The 19,310-nt window shown below is 73.3% G+C and carries 12 protein-coding genes; 9 read left to right on the forward strand and 3 right to left on the reverse strand.

Going from position 1 to position 19,310, the window contains the following annotated elements:
• From ACH443_RS02105 to ACH443_RS02145, 9 genes are all read left to right on the forward strand, one after another.
• Positions 1-954, forward strand: coding sequence for a carbohydrate ABC transporter permease (locus tag ACH443_RS02105; protein WP_430589453.1), 954 nt, complete (start codon positions 1-3; stop codon positions 952-954).
• Positions 951-1,910 carry a carbohydrate ABC transporter permease gene (locus tag ACH443_RS02110; RefSeq protein ID WP_430589334.1) on the forward strand — a complete coding sequence of 320 codons (960 nt, stop codon included), beginning with the start codon at positions 951-953 and terminating at the stop codon, positions 1,908-1,910. The genes ACH443_RS02105 and ACH443_RS02110 overlap by 4 nt, the downstream gene beginning before the upstream one ends.
• Before the next feature lie 35 nt (positions 1,911-1,945).
• A complete protein-coding gene (locus ACH443_RS02115) occupies positions 1,946-2,605 on the forward strand; it encodes a hypothetical protein (protein WP_430589335.1) in 660 nt (219 codons plus the stop codon).
• Positions 2,606-2,696: 91 nt separating this feature from the next.
• Positions 2,697-5,018 carry a rhamnogalacturonan lyase gene (locus ACH443_RS02120; protein ID WP_430589336.1) on the forward strand — a complete coding sequence of 774 codons (2,322 nt, stop codon included), beginning with the start codon at positions 2,697-2,699 and terminating at the stop codon, positions 5,016-5,018.
• A 118-nt stretch (positions 5,019-5,136) separates the two neighbouring features.
• The gene (locus ACH443_RS02125; RefSeq protein ID WP_430589337.1) at positions 5,137-6,285 is read left to right on the forward strand and encodes a Gfo/Idh/MocA family protein; all 1,149 of its coding nucleotides are present in this window, start codon (positions 5,137-5,139) and stop codon (positions 6,283-6,285) included.
• 111 nt (positions 6,286-6,396) lie between these two features.
• Positions 6,397-7,731, forward strand: coding sequence for an extracellular solute-binding protein (locus ACH443_RS02130; protein ID WP_430589338.1), 1,335 nt, complete (start codon positions 6,397-6,399; stop codon positions 7,729-7,731).
• A complete protein-coding gene (locus tag ACH443_RS02135; protein WP_429765179.1) occupies positions 7,728-8,630 on the forward strand; it encodes a carbohydrate ABC transporter permease in 903 nt (300 codons plus the stop codon). Before ACH443_RS02130 ends, ACH443_RS02135 begins: the two co-directional genes overlap by 4 nt.
• Positions 8,627-9,544, forward strand: a complete 918-nt coding sequence (locus tag ACH443_RS02140; RefSeq protein ID WP_430589339.1) for a carbohydrate ABC transporter permease — start codon at positions 8,627-8,629, stop codon at positions 9,542-9,544. Before ACH443_RS02135 ends, ACH443_RS02140 begins: the two co-directional genes overlap by 4 nt.
• 7 nt (positions 9,545-9,551) lie before the next feature.
• Positions 9,552-12,605 carry a glycoside hydrolase family 2 TIM barrel-domain containing protein gene (locus ACH443_RS02145; protein ID WP_430589340.1) on the forward strand — a complete coding sequence of 1,018 codons (3,054 nt, stop codon included), beginning with the start codon at positions 9,552-9,554 and terminating at the stop codon, positions 12,603-12,605.
• A 176-nt stretch (positions 12,606-12,781) separates the two neighbouring features.
• On the opposite strand, the gene abc-f is transcribed toward ACH443_RS02145, so the two are convergent.
• From abc-f to ACH443_RS02160, 3 genes are all read right to left on the reverse strand, one after another.
• The gene (abc-f, locus tag ACH443_RS02150; protein WP_430589341.1) at positions 12,782-14,437 is read right to left on the reverse strand and encodes a ribosomal protection-like ABC-F family protein; all 1,656 of its coding nucleotides are present in this window, start codon (positions 14,435-14,437) and stop codon (positions 12,782-12,784) included.
• A 186-nt stretch (positions 14,438-14,623) separates the two neighbouring features.
• The gene (locus tag ACH443_RS02155; protein ID WP_430589342.1) at positions 14,624-17,017 is read right to left on the reverse strand and encodes a hypothetical protein; all 2,394 of its coding nucleotides are present in this window, start codon (positions 17,015-17,017) and stop codon (positions 14,624-14,626) included.
• Positions 17,014-19,098: a beta-galactosidase gene (locus tag ACH443_RS02160; protein WP_430589343.1), complete on the reverse strand. Its 2,085-nt coding sequence runs from the start codon at positions 19,096-19,098 to the stop codon at positions 17,014-17,016. The genes ACH443_RS02155 and ACH443_RS02160 overlap by 4 nt, the downstream gene beginning before the upstream one ends.
• Positions 19,099-19,310 lie beyond the last annotated feature (212 nt).

Raw genomic sequence — 19,310 nt, forward strand, 5'->3', positions numbered from 1 at the left:
GTGACTTCGGGCACCACGCTCGACACCGCTCGGGGGACGCAGAACGCGTCCCCCGAGCGGGGGCGCGCCAAGCGCCGCCGTGAGGCGGGTGCGGGGTTCGCGTTCTTGTCGCCGTGGTTGGTGGGTTTCGTGGTGTTGACGGCGTTCCCGATGGTGGCGTCGTTGTATCTGGCGTTCACGGACTATGACTTGTTCCGGCCGCCGTCGTGGGTCGGGATCGACAACTTCGTGAAGTTGTTCGAGGACCCGCGTTTTTGGACGTCGGCGAAGGTGACGGCGATCTATGTGCTGGTCGGCACGCCGATCAAGCTCGCGGCGGCGTTGTTGGTCGCGATGGTGCTGAACATGAAGCACCGGGGGCAGGGCGCGTACCGGTCGATCTTCTACGCCCCGAGCCTGATCGGTGCTTCGGTGTCGATCGCGATCGTGTGGAAGGCGATGTTCATCGATGACGGCATCGTGGACCGGATCCAGCAGCTGTTCGGGCTGCCGGCCGGGGGCTGGGTGGGTGACCCGTCCAAGACGATGCCGATGTTCGTGCTGCTCGCGGTGTGGACGTTCGGCGCCCCGATGGTCATCTTCCTCGCGGGCCTCAAGCAGATCCCGGCCGAGCTGTACGAGGCGGCCGCGGTGGACGGCGCGGGCCCGATCCGCAAGTTCTGGCGGATCACGATCCCGATGCTGTCCCCGGTGCTGTTCTTCAACCTGCTGCTGGAGACGATCGGCGCGTTCCAGGTGTTCGGGTCCGCGTTCATCATCTCCGGCGGCACCGGCGGCCCGGCGGACTCCACCCTGTTCTACACGCTGTACCTGTACATCAAGGGCTTCGCCCAGTTCGACATGGGGTACGCCTCGGCCATGGCCTGGGTCCTGGTCGTCGTGGTCGGCATCATCACCGCGATCCTGTTCAAGACCTCAGGCGCCTGGGTCCACTACTCCGGAGACAACCGATGAGCGCGCACATCACGACACCGCCGCTGTCGAACCAGGCAGCCGCCACAGGAATCCCCACCGACTCGGGCTCGTCCCGCCCGCCCGGCCAGGTCGACACGTCACTGCGCAAGGCGGCCAAGCGGCGCAAGGGGGTCCGGTCGGTCGGGTTCCACGCCTTCATGGTCATCTGCACGATCGTGGTGCTCTACCCCGCGGCGTGGATGCTCATGTCCTCGTTCAAGCCGTCGAACGAGATCATCGGGAACATCAGCCTGTGGTCGGACAACCTGTCCCTGTCGAACTTCGCCACCGCGTTGTCCGGGATCGGCGGGGTCGGGTTCTGGACCTTCTTCGGCAACTCGATGATCCTGGCCGTCGCCTCGGTGGTCGGGGTGATCCTGTCCTCGACCGTCGCGGCCTACGCGTTCGCGCGGATCGACTTCCCCGGCCGGGGCATCTTCTTCGCGATCATGATCGGCACCCTGCTGCTGCCGTTCCACGTCGTGATCATCCCGCAATACATCATGTTCAACGAGCTCGGCATGGTGAACACCTTCATCCCCCTGCTCGCACCGAAGTTCCTCGCCGGGGAAGCGTTCTTCGTGTTCCTCATGGTCCAGTTCATGCGCAACCTGCCCCGCGAGCTCGACGAGGCCGCCCGCATCGACGGCGCCGGCCACGGCCGCATCTTCGGCTCCATCATGCTGCCCCTGATGCGCCCCGCGATCATCACCAGCTCGATCTTCGCGTTCATCTGGTCCTGGAACGACTTCCTCGGCCCCCTGCTCTACCTCAAGAAGCCCGACCTCTACCCCCTGCCCATCGCGCTCCGGTTGTACGTCGACCAGACCAGCGTGTCCGACTACGGCGCCCAGATGGCCATGGCCGTCCTCGCCCTGCTGCCCGTGATGATCTTCTTCATCCTCTTCCAGCGCTACATCGTCGACGGCGTCGCCACCCAAGGCCTCAAGGGCTGAGGATGGTGCGCGGCACGACGACGGAAGGGGTGGCCATGGCGGCACGGGGCGGACGAGAGCGCGGTCGCGACCGGCGGCGGAAGGCCGCCACCGGGGGCGAGACCAAGACGGGCGCCGCGCTGGCGCTGTTCGCCGAGGTGGTGCTGGCCGGTGTGCTCGTCGCGGTGGGCAGCCTGCTGCTGGTCACCGCCGTACCCTCCCTGGCGGCGGGCGTGGCGCACGTCCGCCGCCAGGTGACCGGCCACGACGTCGGCGTGAGCCGGTTCGTCCGCGACTGGTGGGCCGCCGTCCGGGCGCTGTGGCCACTCGGCCTCGCCGCCGTCGGCGTCGCGCTGCTGCTGGCCCTCGACTGGCAGCTCGCGCGGGCGGACGTGCTGCCCGGCGCGAGCGTCGTCGCGGTGGTGGTCGCCGTCGCCGCGGCCGCCGTCGTCGCGGTGCTGGCCCGAGCGGCCGGCGCCTGGGCCGAGTCCACCGACGGGCAGGACGCCGGGGCCCGCACCGCGCGGCAGGCGCTGGCCGTGGGCGTGCAGCGCACGCAGGACGACCTGACCGGCTCGGTGCTGGTCGCCGTCGCGGCCGCCTTGTGCGTCGTCTTCGTGTGGATGCTGCCGCCGCTCGTGCTGGTGGTGGGGGGCCTGCTGGCCCTGGCCGTGGTGGGCGTGGAGGCCCGCCGCGGCGGCCGCGCCGACGTCTGACCCGCCCGCGCCCGCCGACACCGGGGTGTGTCGCGTGCGCCCGACGGACCGTGTCCGATCCGAGTTGCAACGATGCAGAGAGGAACGTGCCATGCGAACGACCAGAACCACCGTGGGTGCCGTCGCCGCGCTGACGGCGGGCGTGCTCGCCGTCAGCAGCGTGCCGGCCACCGCCCAGCCCGCCCCGTCAGGGGGCGCCGGGGGGACCGGGGGCGTGCAGCTGGAGCACCTCGACCGAGGGCTGGTCGCGGCCTCGACGAGCGAGGGCGTCTTCCTGTCCTGGCGGCTGCTGGGCGACGAGGTCACCGGCCACACCGGCACCGGGATGGCCGGGCCGGGCTTCGCCGTCTTCCGCGACGGGAAGCGGGTCGCCACGGTCACGGACTCCACGAACTACGTCGACGCCGAGGGCACCGCGGCCTCGCGCTACGCCGTCGCGCCGGTGACGCAGGACAAGCACGGCAGGGACCGGGTCGGCACGCGCAGCGCCGCCGTCACCGCCTGGGCCGACGACCACCTCGACGTCCCGCTGAACAAGCCCGCCGACGACGTCACGCCGCTGGGCGAGCCGATCACGTACTCGGCCAACGACGCGTCCGTGGCCGACCTGGACGGCGACGGCGCGCTGGAGATCGTCGTCAAGTGGTATCCGTCGCGCGCCAAGGACGTGTCGCAGAAGGGGTACACGGGCAACACCTACTTCGACGCGTACGAGCTGGACGGCACGCAGCTGTGGCGCATCGACATGGGCGTGAACGTCCGCTCGGGCGCGCACTACACGCAGTTCCCGGTGTACGACTTCGACGGCGACGGGACCGCCGAGGTCATGATGAAGACCGCGCCCGGCACCAAGGTCACGACCTATCGCCACGGGAAGCCGGCGAACGAGCGCTACGTGCCGATCGCGAAGGCGGACCGCAAGGCCGGCGTCACGGACGCCTCCGACTTCCGCTGGAGCGCCGCGGACTACGCCGACCACCTCGTGGAGCTGTTCCAGGGCTGGACGGACGAGCCCGAGGTCGCGAGCGGCCAGTGGCCGGCGACGATCGAGGCGGCGCTCGGCATCGAGCCGCGCTACGACTACCCGCTGTCCGAGGCGGACGCGCGCGAGCTGGTCGACTACTACGTCGACGAGTGGGCGCCCGCCCGCTCCGACCGCAACGACCTGCGCACGTTCGACGGCTTCGTCCTCACGGGACCCGAGTACCTCACCGTCTTCGACGGCCGCTCCGGCAAGCCCCTGGACACCGTGGACTACGAGCCCGGACGCACCGACGACGGGCTGCGCTGGGGCGACTACGAGTGGACCCGGATCGAGCCGGGCAACCGCGTCGACCGGTTCCTGTCCGGGGTCGCGTACCTCGACGGCGAGCACCCGTCGGCGATCTTCGCCCGCGGGTACTACACGCGCGCCGCGATCGTGGCCTACGACTGGGACGGCCGGAAGATCAGCACCCGTTGGACCGCCGACTCCGGCTTCAAGCCGATGAACAACCCGTTCCTGGACAGCGAGAACAAGGGCGTCCAGCCCGACCCGGACAGGCCGCTCACCCGGCTGTGGGGGCAGGGGTTCCACTCCCTGTCCGCGGCGGACGTCGACGGCGACGGGAAGCAGGAGATCGTCTACGGGTCGGCGACGCTCGACGACGACGGCACGCTGCTGTACTCGTCGTCCGACACGCTCCCGGAGGGGTCGTCGAACCCGGGCGCGACGGCGAACCTCGGCCACGGCGACGCGATGCACGTCACCGACATCGACCCGGCCCGCCCGGGCCTGGAGATCTGGACCTGCCACGAGGGCGGGGCGGGGGTGCCCTACGGCTCGGTGCTGCGCGACGCCGCGACCGGCGAGGCGATCTTCGGCGCGTTCTCCGGCAAGGACACGGGGCGCTGCCTGACCGGTGACGTCGACCCCACCCCCGGCATCGAGGTCTGGGCGTCCATGCCGGACGGCACCGACGCGTCCGGGCTGCTCAGCGCCACGGGCGAGCAGCTGCGCGCCACCACGCCGGGCACCAACCAGACCGTGCGCTGGGCCGCCGACGGCACCACGCAGGTCGTCACGGGCTCGCGCGAGCAGACCCCGCAGATCGTGGACGGCGACGGCACCGTGCGCCGCACCCTGGACGGCACGCTGACGAACAACGACACCAAGGGCAACCCGTCGCTCGTCGCCGACGTGCTGGGCGACTGGCGCGAGGAGGTGCTGGTGCGCACCGCGGACTCGTCCGCGCTGCGGGTCTACACCTCCACCGAGGTGAGCACCACGAAGATGTACACCCTGCTGCACGACCCGCAGTACCGGGCCGAGGTGGCCCGGCAGCAGACCACCTACAACCAGCCGTCGTACCCCGGGTTCTACCTGGCCTCCGACACCGACTGGTCGCAGGTGCCCGTCCCGGCGCTGAGGTAGTCCCGCTCCTGCCGAGGTAGTTCCCTTCTCGCCGAGGTAGTGGACCAGTCCACTACCTCGGCGAGAAGGGAACTACCTCGGCAGGAGCGGGACTACCCCGGCAGAGAGAGAAGCACTCATGAAGGTCACGATCCTGGGCGCGGGGGCGATCGCCGGCGCGCACGTCGAGGCGGTCCGCGCGCTCGCCGCGCACGGCGGACCCGGCGGCGTGGAGGTCACGCACGTCGTCGACGTCGACGCGGACCGCGCCGCCGCGTTCGCGGCGGCGCACGGCGTGCCGCACCACTCCACGGACCTGCAGGCCCTGCTCGACGCCGGCGAGGTCGACGTCGTGCACATCTGCACGCCGCCGTCGGTGCACCTGCAGGCCGCGGTGGCGGCGCTGCGGGCGGGCGCGCACGTCGTGGTGGAGAAGCCGGCGGTCCTGTCGCTTGCGGAGGCCGACGCCCTGGCGGCGGCGGAGCGGCAGGCGATCGACGCCGGCCTGCCGGGCCGCTTCACCCAGATCGTGCAGCACCGGTTCGGCGCGGGGATCCAGCGGCTGCGCCGGCTGCTCGACGACGGGACGCTCGGCGCCGCGTACGTCGCGCAGTGCGACACCCTCTGGTTCCGCACGCCGGACTACTTCGCCGTTCCCTGGCGGGGCCGCTTCGACACCGAGGGCGGCGGCACCACCATGGGCCACGGCATCCACCAGTTCGACCTGCTGCTGGCCGTGCTCGGCCCGTGGACCGAGGTGCGGGCGATGGCCGGCCGGCTCGCCCGCCACACCGACACCGAGGACGTCTCCACGGCGCTGGTGCGGTTCGCGAGCGGCACGATGGCGACGATCACGAACTCCGCGATCTCCCCGCGCCAGACGTCGCGCCTGCGCTTCGACACCGAGGCCGCGACCGTCGAGCTGGAGCACCTGTACGGCTACGACGACACGAGCTGGACCGTGACGCCCGTGGCCGGGCGCGAGGACGTCGCCGAGGCGTGGGCGGCCGGCGTCGCGGCGTCGGCAACCTCCGTCGACGGCGGCGCGAGCGGCCACCTGGCGCAGCTCGTGCCCACCTACCGGGCGTTCACGGCGGGCGACGTCCTGCCGGTCACCGTCGCGGACACCCGCGCGACCCTCGAGCTGGCCGCGGCGATCTACAAGTCCGCGTTCACGGACGCCACCGTCCGCGCCGGAGAGATCGTCGACGGGGACCCTTTCCACGCCTCCATGGCCGGCACCGGCACCCCCTGGCCGCCGGTCAAGGACGTCCCCGCCGCCGTCTGACACGCCCTGAGACGGGTTTGACCCCGGCGTCCGCCCCGCTGTTAGCGTGACCACGCTCACACGAGCCCGGGGCACCCGCCCCGGCCCGACGTCACGACGAAGTGGGGACGGATGCGACAGGTCACGAGACGGGAGCTCCTCGGCTGGGGGCTCGCCGGGGGAGCGTCGGCGCTGCTCGCCGGGTGCGCGACGCCCGGCACGACGTCGGTCAACGCCCAGCCGGTGGTGCCGGCGGCGGCGGGGGAGAAGGTCACGCTCACGTACTGGGCGTGGCTCAAGGACCTGCAGAAGGTCGCCGACATCTGGAACGCGAAGAACCCGGACGTGCAGGTGCAGGTCTCCTGGATCCCCGGCGGCAACGACGGCGGCTACCAGAAGATGTACTCCGCCCTCGCGGCCGGCGGAGGGCCCGACCTGGCGCAGGTGGAGATGCGCACCGTGCCGGAGTTCATGCTCGTCAACGGGCTCGTCGACCTGGAGCGGTACGGCGTCTCCGAGCACGCGGACAAGTTCGACGAGACGCTGTGGAGCCAGGTGAGCTTCGCCGGCGGCGTCTACGGCATCCCGCAGGACTCCGGCCCGGTGGGCATGTACTACCGGCCCGACCTGTACGAGCAGGTGGGCGCCGACGTCCCCACCACGTGGACCGAGTGGGCGGAGGTGGCCCCCGCGTTCCGCGAGATCGACGTGTACATCGACTCCTTCCCGCTCGACGACACGTCCGTGTTCACCGCGCACGCCATGCAGGCCGGGGCCACGTGGCTGCGCAGCGCCGAGGACGGCTGGGTCATCGACATGGCCGGGGAGGCCACGCTCGACGTCGCGCGCTTCTTCGACCAGGTCATCGACGACGGCCTCGTGACCACGGCCGCCAACCCCTACACGCCCGGCTGGTACGCGGCCGCGGCGCACGACCAGATCGCGTCGCTCGTGAGCGCGAGCTGGGGCGACGCGCTGCTGCAGAGCGTGAGCGGCGCGGAGGGCAAGTGGCGCGTGGCGCCCGCCCCGCGCTGGGACCACGGCTTCGGGTCCTCGTTCATCGGCGGCTCGACGTCCGCCGTGCTGGCGAACAGCCGGCACCCGAAGGAGGCCATGGAGTTCGCCGTCTGGATGAACACCGACCCGGAGGGCATCGACGCGATGATCAAGTACTCCGGCATCGGGTGGTCGCCGGCCCGCGACTACATCGGCGCGGCGCGCGAGGAGCCGAGCGAGTTCTTCGGCGGCCAGCGCTACAACACCGAGGTCTTCCAGCCGGCCACGCAGGACCAGAACCCCGACTGGCAGTGGTGGCCCATCACGCAGCAGACGTTCAACATCCTGGGCGACGGGTTCCGGCGCAAGGCCACGGGCGGCACGCTCGTGGACGCCGTCGTCGCCGCCGAGGACCGGACCATCGAGGTGTTCCGACAGAAGGGCCTGACGATCCGGAGGGCAGAGCGATGACCGCGAAGAAGGCGAGCACCGCCGTCGGGCGCGCGCCCTGGATCCTGGTGGGTCCGTTCCTGCTGCTGTTCCTGCTGACGTTCGTGCTCCCGATCATCGTGGCGATCGGGCAGAGCTTCACCACCGTCACCCGCGCCGGTCTGTTCGGCGAGCAGGGCGTCACCACCGGGTTCGCCTGGTTCGAGAACTACCGGATCGCGCTGGAGGACGGGAACTTCGTCGCGTCGATCTGGCGGATGCTGCTGTTCGGCGTCGTGCAGGTGCCGGTGATGATCGTCGCCGCGACGGTGCTGGCCCTGCTGCTCGAGTCGGCCTCGGCGCGCTGGCCCGGCTTCTTCCGCGCCACGTACTTCCTGCCGTACGGCATCCCGGGCGTCATCGCGACGATCCTCTGGTCGTTCCTCTACGTGCCCGGCCTGAGCCCGATCATCGACCTCACCGAGACGCTGTTCGGGTTCACGCCCGACTTCCTCGGCGCCGGGACGGTGCTGTGGTCGATCGCGAACATCGTCACCTGGACGTACGCGGGCTACAACATGCTCATCATCGTGGCCCAGCTCAAGGCCATCCCGCCGGAGATGTACGAGGCGGCGCGGGTGGACGGCGCCGGCCCGTGGCGCACGGCGTGGAGCATCCAGCTGCCGCTGATCCGCCCCGCCCTGGTGCTCACCACCGTGTTCTCGATCATCGGCACGCTGCAGCTCTTCGCCGAGCCGCAGCTCCTCATGAGCGTCTCGCCGGCGATCGACTCGCAGTACACGCCCAACCTGTCGGCGTACACGACCGCCTTCGCCTACAACGACTACAACGTCGCCGCCGCTCAGTCCGTGCTCATCGCGCTCGTGGCGTTCGCGCTGTCCTTCCTCTTCCTGAGGCTGACGAACAGGAGCTCGCGATGACCGCCGCCGTCTCCACCGCGCTGCAGCGCACCGACCCGACGGACGTCCCGGCCGCGACCCCCGGCGGTCGTCGTCGGCGCCCCGCGACGACGATCCTCGTCACCGGGATCCTCGCCGTCGTCGCGATCTACTTCCTCGTGCCCGTCTACTGGGTGGTCGTCGCCGCCTCGAAGACGACGGACGACCTCTTCGGCACCAACGGCTTCTGGTTCGGCAACTCCTTCGCGCTGTTCGACAACCTCGCCGCCGTGCTCACCTACGGGAACGGCGTCTTCATCCGCTGGTTCGCCAACTCGGTGCTGTACGCCGGGGTGGGCGGCCTGATCGCCACGTACCTGGCGGCGGCCGGCGGGTACGCCCTGGCCAAGTACCAGTTCCGGGGCCGCAACCTCATCTTCGGTCTCGTGCTCGGCGGGGTGCTCGTGCCCGGCACGGCCACCGCCCTGCCGCTGTTCCTGCTGTTCAGCCAGCTCGGGCTCGCCAACACGTACTGGAGCGTGCTGATCCCGTCGCTGGTGTCGCCGTTCGGGTTCTTCCTGTGCCGCATCTACGCGGACGCCACCGTGGACACCTCGCTCGTCGAGGCCGCCCGGATCGACGGCGCCGGGGAGCTGCGCATCTTCCACACCCTGGGGCTGCGGATCATGACGCCGGCGCTCGTGACGGTGTTCCTCTTCCAGATCGTCGGCATCTGGAACAACTACTTCCTGCCGCTCGTGATGCTGAGCGACCAGGACCTGTACCCGATCACCCTCGGGCTCAACAACTGGAACAGCCAGACCGACCGGCTGCCCGAGTTCTACGAGCTCACCACCGGGGGCGTGCTGCTCTCGGTCATCCCGCTCGCCGTCGCCATGATCGTGCTGCAACGGTTCTGGCGCGGCGGCCTGACGGAAGGCGCCGTGAAGGCATGATCGCCGCATGACCCCGCTCTCCCCGCTCCCGCACGAGTCCACCGCGCCCTGGTCCGGGCGCGTCGAGCCGCCGCGGTCCGCGCCCGCCGGGGACGCACCTCGCCTCTCCCTCGACGGCACGTGGGACTTCCGCCTCCTGGCGGGCGTGCCCGGCGCGCCGGGCGCCCACGGCGTCCTGCCGGACGGCGAAGGGACCGCGGACTTCGCGCGGCCCGGCTACGCGACGTCCGCGGACGCCGGGTGGGGCGAGCTCCCCGTGCCCGCGCACTGGGTCCTCGAGGGCGACGGCGCGCACGGCCTCCCGATCTACACCAACGTGCAGTTCCCGTTCCCCGTGGACCCGCCGCACGTGCCGGACGAGAACCCGACCGGCGACTACCGCCGCGAGGTCGACGTGCCGACGTCGTGGACAGAGGACGGCCGCGTGCTGCTGCGGTTCGACGGCGTGGAGTCGTTCTTCACGGTGTGGGTGAACGGCGAGGAGGTGGGCTCGGCGTCCGGCAGCCGGCTCGCGCACGAGTACGACGTCACCGACGCGGTGCGCCCGGGCACGAACACCGTCGCCGTGCGCGTGGTGCAGTGGTCGGCCGCGAGCTACCTCGAGGACCAGGACCAGTGGTGGCTGCCCGGCATCTTCCGCGACGTCACGCTGCTGCACCGGCCCGCCGGGGCGCTGGACGACGTGTGGCTGGACGCGGACTACGACCCGGCCACCGGGGAGGGCGCCCTCGTCCCCGAGGTGCGGGCGGACGCCGCCGCGTTCCCCGTGCGGCTGCGGGTGCCCGAGCTCGGGGTCGACGTCGCGTGGGCGGCGCCCGATGACGTCGCGCCCGTCGCCGTGGGCGCCGTCGAGCCGTGGTCGGCGGAGGAGCCGAACCTGTACGACGTCACGGTGGCGTCGGCGGGCGAGACGGTGTCGCTGCGCGTCGGGTTCCGGCGGGTGGAGATCGTGGGCGACCTGCTGCTCGTCAACGGTCGCCGGGTCGTGTTCTCCGGGATGAACCGGCACGAGACGCACCCCGACCGCGGGCGCGTCTTCGACGAGGAGCACGCCCGCGCCGACCTCGCGCGGATGAAGCAGCACAACGTCAACGCCATCCGCACCAGCCACTACCCGCCGCACCCGCGCGTCCTGGACCTGGCCGACGAGCTGGGCCTGTGGGTGATCCTCGAGACCGACCTGGAGACGCACGGCTTCGAGGCCGGCGGCTGGGTGGGCAACCCCAGCGACGACCCGCGCTGGCGCGAGGCGTACCTCGACCGCGTGCGGCGCACCGTGGAGCGCGACAAGAACCACGCGAGCATCGTGCTGTGGTCGCTCGGCAACGAGTCGGGCACCGGGAGCAACCTCGCGGCGATGGCGGAGTGGGTGCACCACCGCGACCCGTCGCGGCCCGTGCACTACGAGGGCGACTACGCCGGCGAGTACACCGACGTCTACTCGCGGATGTACTCGACGGTGCCGGAGACGGCGTCGATCGGGAGCGACGACCTGTCGCCCGTGCTCGGCTGCAGCATCGCCGACTCCGCCCGGCAGCGGTCCAAGCCGTTCCTGCTGTGCGAGTACGCGCACGCCATGGGCAACGGCCCGGGCGCGCTCGACCAGTACCGCGCGCTCGTCGACACCCACCCGCGGCTGCACGGCGGGTTCGTGTGGGAGTGGCGCGACCACGGCCTGCGCACCACCACCCCCGACGGCGTCGAGTACTTCGCGTACGGCGGCGACTTCGGCGAGGTGGTGCACGACGGCAACTTCGTCATGGACGGCATGGTGCTGTCCGACGACACCCCCAGCCCCGGGCTGGTCGAGTTCTGGCACGTCGAGCGGCCGGTCGTCGTGCGGCCGTCCGGCGGTCCGGCGTCGGGAGCCGTCGAGGTCTGGAACCGCCGCCACACCGCGGACACCTCCGACCTGGTGCTCCGCTGGCGGGTCGAGAACGACGGCGAGGTCGTCGCCTCGGGCGAGGACCGCACGTCGGTGGAGGCGGGGGAGCGGGTCGACGTCGCGCTGCTCGACCCGGCGTCGCTGCCCGAGGCGGGCCCGGGCGTGGAGGCGTTCCTCACCGTCGAGCTCGTGCTGCGTGAGGCGGCGTCGTGGGCCGACGCCGGGCACGTCGTGGCGCGCGACCAGTGGGCGCTGCCCACCCGGGCGGTCGCCCGCACGCGTCGTCCGGCCGTGGCGCTCGCGGACGCGCCCGTCGCGTTCCGCGGCCCGGAGCTGGTCGCGCTCGCCGGCGCGGACGTGTCCGCGCCGCGCGTCGAGCTGTGGCGCGCGCCCACGGACAACGACCGCGGCGCCGCGATGGGCAGCTACGACGTCGACGACCCGACGACCCTGCCGTGGCGCGGCACCCCCGCGCCGCCGGTCGCCGACCGCTGGCGCCGCCAGGGCCTGGACCGGCTCACGCACCGCACCGTCGCCGTCGACGAGTCGGCCGACCGGCTGCGGGTGCTGCGGCGGGTGTCCGCGGCGCAGAGCCGCAGGACGATCGACGTCGAGGAGACGTGGACCGCGGAGCGGGCCGCAGACGGCGTCGTCGAGGCGGTGCTGCGCGTCGTCCTCACCCCCGACGACCACTGGGACGACGTGTGGCCGCGGGTCGGTGTGCACCTCGCGCTGCCGACCGACGTCGACGGCGCCGGGTGGTTCGGGCTGGGCCCGCACGACTCGTACCCGGACGTCCGCTCCTCGGTCGTGGTGGGCCGCCACCGCGCAGGGATCGACGACCTGTCGGTGCAGTACGCCCGGCCGCAGGAGTCGGGCCACCGGTCCGAGGTGCGAGAGCTCGTGCTGGAGCGCGGCGGCAGGCCCTGGGCGGGCCTGACGCTCGGCCGCGACGCGCGCGGCCGCCTGCCCGGTTTCACGCTCGCCCGGCACTCGGCCCACGAGCTCTCCGCAGCGGCGCACCCGCACGAGCTGCCCGTGCCTGAGCGGCACCACCTGTACGTGGACGCCGCCCAGCACGGCCTGGGCTCGCGCGCGTGCGGCCCCGACGTCTGGCCCACGGCGATGCTCCGCCCGCAGGCCCGCACCCTCGAGCTGCGCTGGCGAGCCCTGTGACGGTCGTGCCGAGATAGAGAACCCGACTCGCCCGCGATAGAAAGGGGGGGGGGGCGGGGGCGCCGGGGGGGGCCCCCCCCCCCCCCCCCCCCCCCCCCCCGCCGCGGGGGGGGGGGGGGGCCCCCCCCCCGCGCCCCCCCCCCCCCCGCCCTCTCTATCTCGGCGAGTCGGGTTCTCTATCTCGGCAACGGAGCGTCCGCGACGACGCGGCCGTCGTCGAGCACCAGGCGGCGGCCGCGGAAGCGCTCGCGCATCAGGCGGTCGTGGGAGACGAGGACGAGGGTGCCGTCGAACTCCGCGAACGCCCTCTCCAGCTCCTCGACGAGCGCCGGGGAGAGGTGGTTGGTCGGCTCGTCCACGAGCAGCACGTCCGTCGTGGTGGTGACGACCCGCGCCAGCTCGAGGCGGGACCGTTGCCCCTGGGACAGCTCGCGCACCGGCCGGGGCAGGTCGTCGGGGCGGAACAGGCCTGTGGCGAGCAGCGCCTCCGCGTGCTCCTCCAGGTCGCCGGGACGCCCGGCGGCGAAGGCGTGCAGCACGGTGCGGCCGTCCGAGGCGGACGCGCCCGTCTGCCGCAGGTGCCCGACGGCGCCCTCGGCCCGGGCCGTCCCGGCGTCCGGCCCGACCTCGCCCGCGATCACCCCGAGCAGCGTGCTCTTGCCCGCACCGTTCGGCCCGGTCACCAGCACGTGCTCGCCGGCGGCCACCGTGAGGCGGGGGACCGAGAGCCGGCCGCGCACCTCGACCCCGTCGAGCTCGACGGTCCCTTCGCCCCCGCCGTCGCCGACGGGCGCGGCGGTGGCGACGTCCGTCCGGAACACGGCGCGGTCGGCGGGCCGCGCGGCCGGGGCGTCGGTGAGGCGCCGCACCCGCTCCTTGGCGTTGCGGATGCGCCCGGTGGCGCCGTGCGCCCGCGACCGCAGGCGGAACGCCCCCGACCCGAACGACGCGATGGGGACCTTGCGCGGGATCTGCTCCATCGCCTCGACGTTGGTGGCCGCGATCCGCCGCTGCCGGTCGAGGTCCGCGCGCCACCGCTCGTACGCCAGCCGCAGCTGCTCGCGCTCGGCCTCCTTCGCCGCGAGGTACCCCGACCACCCGGTGCCGTAGCGCCGCGCGCGACCGCCGTCGACCTCGACGAGCGTCGTCGTGAGGTCCGCGAGGAACGCGCGGTCGTGGGTGACGGCGACGACGGTGCCGTCGTGCGCCCGCAGCCGCTCGGTGAGCCAGTCGAGGGCGTCGTCGTCGAGGTCGTTGGTGGGTTCGTCGAGCAGCAGCAGCTCGGGGTCGGCGGCGAGCGTCGCCGCCAGCGCGAGGCGCGAGCGCTCGCCGCCCGACAGGGTGCCGAGCGCCCGGCCGCGGTCCAGGCCGGGCAGCCCGAGGCGGTGGAGCGCGACGTCGACGCGGCGGTCGGCGCCGCGGCCGTCGCGGGCGTCGAAGCGCGCGGTGAGTTCCGCGTACCGCCGCAGCGCGTCGTCCAGGGCGGCACCGCCGAGCGTCCCGAGCCGGTCCTCGAGCGCGGCGACCTCCGCCGCCAGCGCGCGCACGTCCGCCAGCACGACGTCGATCGCCTGCGCGACGGTGCTGCTGGGCGGGAGGTCGAGCGTCTGCGGCAGGTGTCCGAGCCCGCCCGGGGCACGCACGACGCGCGTGCCGTTCTGCGGCTCCAGAAGGCCGGCGACGACGGCCAGCAGGGTGGACTTGCCGGAGCCGTTGTCGCCGACGACGCCGACGCGCTCGCCCGGCGAGACGGTCAGGGACAGGCGGTCGAGCACCACGCGGTCGGCGTAGCGCAGGGTGATGTCGGTGAGGGTGAGCTGTGACGGGTCCACGGGCGGGACTCCTTCCGTCGCCGGCGTCGGCGGTCGTGGAGGACGGCGGGCGTGCGAACGCCGACGCGGAGCAGTGTCGTCCGACCTGCTCGACGCGTCGGCGTCGGTGTGCTCACAGAGTTCCCATCGCGCTGCACCCTACGCACCACCGCCCCGCGCCGCCAGAGAATTGTGGCGAGCGGGGGATCACCAGGTCAGCGCGACCGGTCCCACGAGACCCGACGGGCGCCGGTCGCCCTCGTAGTAGTTCGCGGCGCTGTTGCTCACCAGCACGTCGAGGGTGCGGGTGCCCGGGGCGAGCATGCCGAGGTCCACGACGTACGGTGCGGACGGCGCGTGCCCGACGACGACGCCGTCCACGCTGACCGTCGCGGCCTCGCCCACGACGCCGAGCTCCAGTCGTGCGGCGCCCGCGCCGTCCGGCACGTCCACCTCGGCCGAGTAGCGCACGGACCCGGAGAGCCGGCGCAGGCCGGGAACCCGGGTCCAGTCGCCGAGCCCCACGTGCGCGGGCACGACGGCGGGCGGGTCGTCCGCGAACGCGTCCGGGTCGCCGAGCACGCGCTCGACCGTGCCGCGCCAGCCGGTGACCTCGAGGCGGTGCCCCGCCGCCGGGCCGACCGGGGCGACGGGGTGCCCGACGGCCGGGACCAGAGCCAGGGTGCGGCGACGCTCCAGCTCCAGGAGCACGCGGCCGTGGTCGTCGCGCTCGACGGCGTGCCGGGTGTCGGTGAAAGGGTCCCACCAGCACGCGTCGTCGGGGACGGACGGCAGCCGCAGCCAGGTGCGGATCGGCGCCTCTCCCTCGTGGAAGGCGACGTACCCCGCTCCGTCGGAGAGCACCACGGCCCGCAGGTCGGGCGCGGCGGGCTCGGCGTCCACCACCGGGGCGCCCGCCGCGCGCAGCCGCTCCTTCAGCCTGACGACGTCGAGCGCGGCGGCGTCGGGTACGTCGTCCGGGTCGAGCAGGACGACGTACCCCGCGGCCGCGCGCTCGTCGTCGCGGTCCACGTACCCGAAGTCGACCTGCGCCTCCAGCAACGCACGCACCACCGGGCCCGACGGCGCGGCGTCGGGGCGGCTCAGCAGGCCGACCGGCCAGACCGGGGGCGCGCCGTCGAGCAGCTGCGCCACCCGCCGCACGTACCCGACCAGCGGCGGCAGGTGCGGCCACCAGGAGTTCCACCGGCCCAGGTCGGGCTCGCTCTCGAACGCCCGCCCGCCGCGCACGGAGGAGAAGAACGCGTGCAGCACGGGCGTCGTCACCCCGCGCGACAGGTACCAGTCCAGCAGCCAGCGCGCCTCGTCGAGGCTGAGACGCCAGCCGTACGCACCGAGCACCTCGGTCACCGCCGGCACCCCACCGCGGGCCCTGGCGGCGCTCGCCGCGACCTTCGGCGCCGTGCTCTCGGGGCCGTCGATGCCGCTGGTCGCGGCATCGTCGCCGGGCAGCACCCAGCGCCACACCGTGTCCTGCCCGGGCCAGTGCAGCCGCGCGGCGGTGGCCAGGTCGTCCGGCTCGGCCGGGTGCCCGGTCAGCGCGAGGCCGTGCGCGGCGCACCACGCGGCCTGCGCGTCGTAGTACACGCGGTGCAGCCGCGCCCGGACGGCGTCGTCCCAGTCACGCACGAACCCCGTGGCGTCGGGGTCCGTGCCGCCTGGGCGCGTGCCCTCGCCGTCCCACAGCTCCGGCAGCCGGTGCAGCACGTCGGCGACGTCGATCTCCAGGGCGGCGGCGACCTCCGCCTCCAGCCCCGGCGTGTACGGGCGGGCGAGCGGCCGGTGCCCGCGGCCCAGCAGGAACGGCTCGTCGGTGAACATCGCGACCACCGTCGTGCCCAGGTGCTCCCCGAGCGCGGCGGCGTAGGCGTCGTGCGTCAGCTCCAGGAACGCCGCGACGGCGTCCGGGTTCAGCAGGTCCGCCGCGGGCGGCGCGAGCGCCGACCCGTCGTCCTGCTCCGCGTGCGCCCCGCGGATCGTGCCCCCGCTGGCCGCGTCGAACACCGCCGTGACGCGCCACGCGCCGGGCGGCAGGTCCAGCCGCACCAACCCCGGCATGCGCACCGGCAGCAGCACGGCGTCGTCGTCGCCGACGACGCCGCCCGCGCCGTCCGACCGTCGTCCGACGACGGCGAGCAGCCGCGCGTCGAGGTCGCGGCCCAGCGCGGGGCGCCAGTACCCGGCGTCCGCGGGATCGTCGCTCGGCGCGCCGGCCGGCACCTCGACGTCGTGCGTCACCGGCACCAGGCACCGGGCGGCGGACGCCGGGTCACGCGCCACGACGGCGCCGTTGGCGGAGCCGGACGGGTACGACGCCTCGTCGTAGAGCATCACCGCCAGCCCCAGCCGGGCGCACTCGTCGACCGCAACGCGCACGAGCCGCAGGAACTCGTCCGTCAGGTAACCCACCCGCCGGCTCAGCCCGACGCGCGCGCTCAGGGTCACGCCGACGAACCCCGCCTCCGAGATCTCCTGGAGCTGCGCGACCACGCCGGCGTCGTCCAGGTCGTCGTTCCAGAACACGAACGCGTACGGCCCCACCGGCCCGACGCCGGGCAGGCGCGGGTGCGGGTCCGTCATCCGTCGACCCGCACCACGCGCACGGCGCCGGCGGGCACGGTGAGGCTGCCCTCGACGGTGTCGCCGCTCAGCAGCTCCGTGCCGGCCACCGGGGCGTCCGCCGTGCCGAGCGTCGCGTCGGCGTCCGTGTGGTTGATGGCGAAGAGCCACGATGTCGCGGCACCGGTCGCGCTTTCGTCGGCCCACCGCCGCACGACCTCCACGCCCGCCGGCGCGACGACGTCCGGCCCCACGCCGGCCTCGGCCACCAGCCGCTCGGCGAGCGCGCCCAGGCCTGCGTCGTCGAGCCTCGTCGCGACGTACCACGCCCGACCCGCCCCGACCTCGCGCCGGGTGACCGCCGGGCGCCCGGCGAGAGCGCCGTCGTCGTACGACGCGACCACCTCGGTGCCGTCGGCGACGTGCGTCTTCTCGGTCCACAGGTCCGCCGTGGCCTCGCCCCCGACGGCCTTGCCGACCACGCGGACCGACTCGGGCTGCTGCAGCGGGTGGAACTCCTCGGTGCGCACGCCGAGCAGGTCGCGGAACGCGCCCGGGTAGCCGCCGAGGCGCACGTGGTCGTGCTCGTCGACGATGCCGGAGAAGTAGGTGACGACGACGGTCGCCCCGCGCTCGGCGGCGGCGGCCACGTTCGCGGCGTCGTCGTCCGTGACGACGTACGTCGTGGGCAGCACGACCAGGTCGTAGCCGTCGAGGTCGGCGCCCGGCGGCACGAGGTCGGTCGTGACGCCGAGCCGCCAGAGCGCCCGGTACCAGGCCTGGACCTGGTCCATGTAGCGCAGGTCCTGCGTGGGGTGCGAGTCGAGCTCCGACCCCCACCACGACGGGTAGTCGACGACGACGGCCGCGCGCGACCGCACCCGCGAGCCGCGCACCTCGCCCAGCGCCCGCAGCGCGCGGCCGAGCGTCACGACGTCGCGCCAGACGTCGGAGTCCCGGCCGGCGTGGGGCACCATCGCCGAGTGGTACTTCTCGGCGCCGGCCCTCGATTGGCGCCACTGGAAGAACATCACCGCGTCCGCGCCGCGGGCCACGTGCTGCAGCGAGTTGCGCAGCATCTCGCCCGGGGCCTTGGGCGTGTTGCGCGGCTGCCAGTTCACGGCCGACGTCGAGTGCTCCATGAGGATCCACGGCGCGCCGCCCGCGACGCCCCGCGTGAGGTCGGCGGAGAACGCGAGGTCCACATGCCGCTCGGGGTCCGCGGGGTACGTGTAGTGGTCGTTCGCGACGACGTCGAGCTCTGGCGCCCACGAGAAATAGTCCATGCCACGGCAGTGCGCCGTCGCCATGAGGTTGGTCGTGACGGGCACGTCGGGCGTGATCTCCCGCAGCGTGTCGCGCAGGTCGAGGTAGTAGTCGAGCAGCGCGTCGGAGGAGAAGCGGTGGAAGTCGAGCTGCTGCGTCGGGTTGGCGAACGTCGGCGCGACCAGCGGCGGCAGCACGTCGTCGAACGACCCGTAGCGCTGCGACCAGAAGGCCGTGCCCCACGCCTCGTTGAGGGCGTCGACCGTGCCGTAGCGCGCGCGGAGCCAGTCGCGGAACGCCGCCGCGGCGGAGTCCGAGTAGTCGCGCGACACGTGGCAGCCGATCTCGTTGTCCACGTGCCAGACGGCGAGCGCCGGGTGGTCGTGGTAGCGCTCGGCGATGCGGGTGGTCATGCGCAGCGCGTAGTCGCGGTGCACGGGGTGGGTGACGGCGTAGGCCTGGCGGCCGCCCTGCTGCAGCACGGTGCCGTCGGCCAGCCGGGGGAGGATCTCGGGGTGCTGGCGGGTGAGCCACGGCGGCGGCGACGCGGTGGCGGTGGCGAGCGCGACCTGGATGCCGGCGGAGTGCAGCCGGTCCATCGTCTCGTCGAGCCAGCCCCAGTCGAGCTCACCCTCGCGCGGCTCGATCGTGGCCCAGGAGAAGATCGCCACGCTGAGGATCGTGACGCCCGCCTCGCGCATGAGCTCGAGGTCCTCGAGGCGCACGTCCTGCGGCCACTGCTCAGGGTTGTAGTCGCCGCCGAAGCCGAGGCCGTCGAGGCCGGCGTTCCAGGGGCGGGGGGTCGGGGTGGACTCCGGTGTCGTGCGTCGTCGCATGACCCGAGTCTGTCATGTATCGATTCAACGGGGAAGCGCTTGCCGACCGTGTCGCCTGCGCCACCGCGGCCGCGCTGCGCACGGCCGGGCACGACGTCGAGGTGACGCCTGCGGGGCGGCGAGGTATGCGCGGGCTGCGCCCGACCATGGGGCTCGTTCCTGCCGCTTCATCATGGCCGCCGCGCCCGGCGTGCAAGTGGGCCACCAATACC

The organism is Isoptericola sp. NPDC019571 (genome assembly GCF_044389385.1).
Classification (GTDB): Bacteria; Actinomycetota; Actinomycetes; order Actinomycetales; family Cellulomonadaceae; genus Isoptericola; species Isoptericola nanjingensis.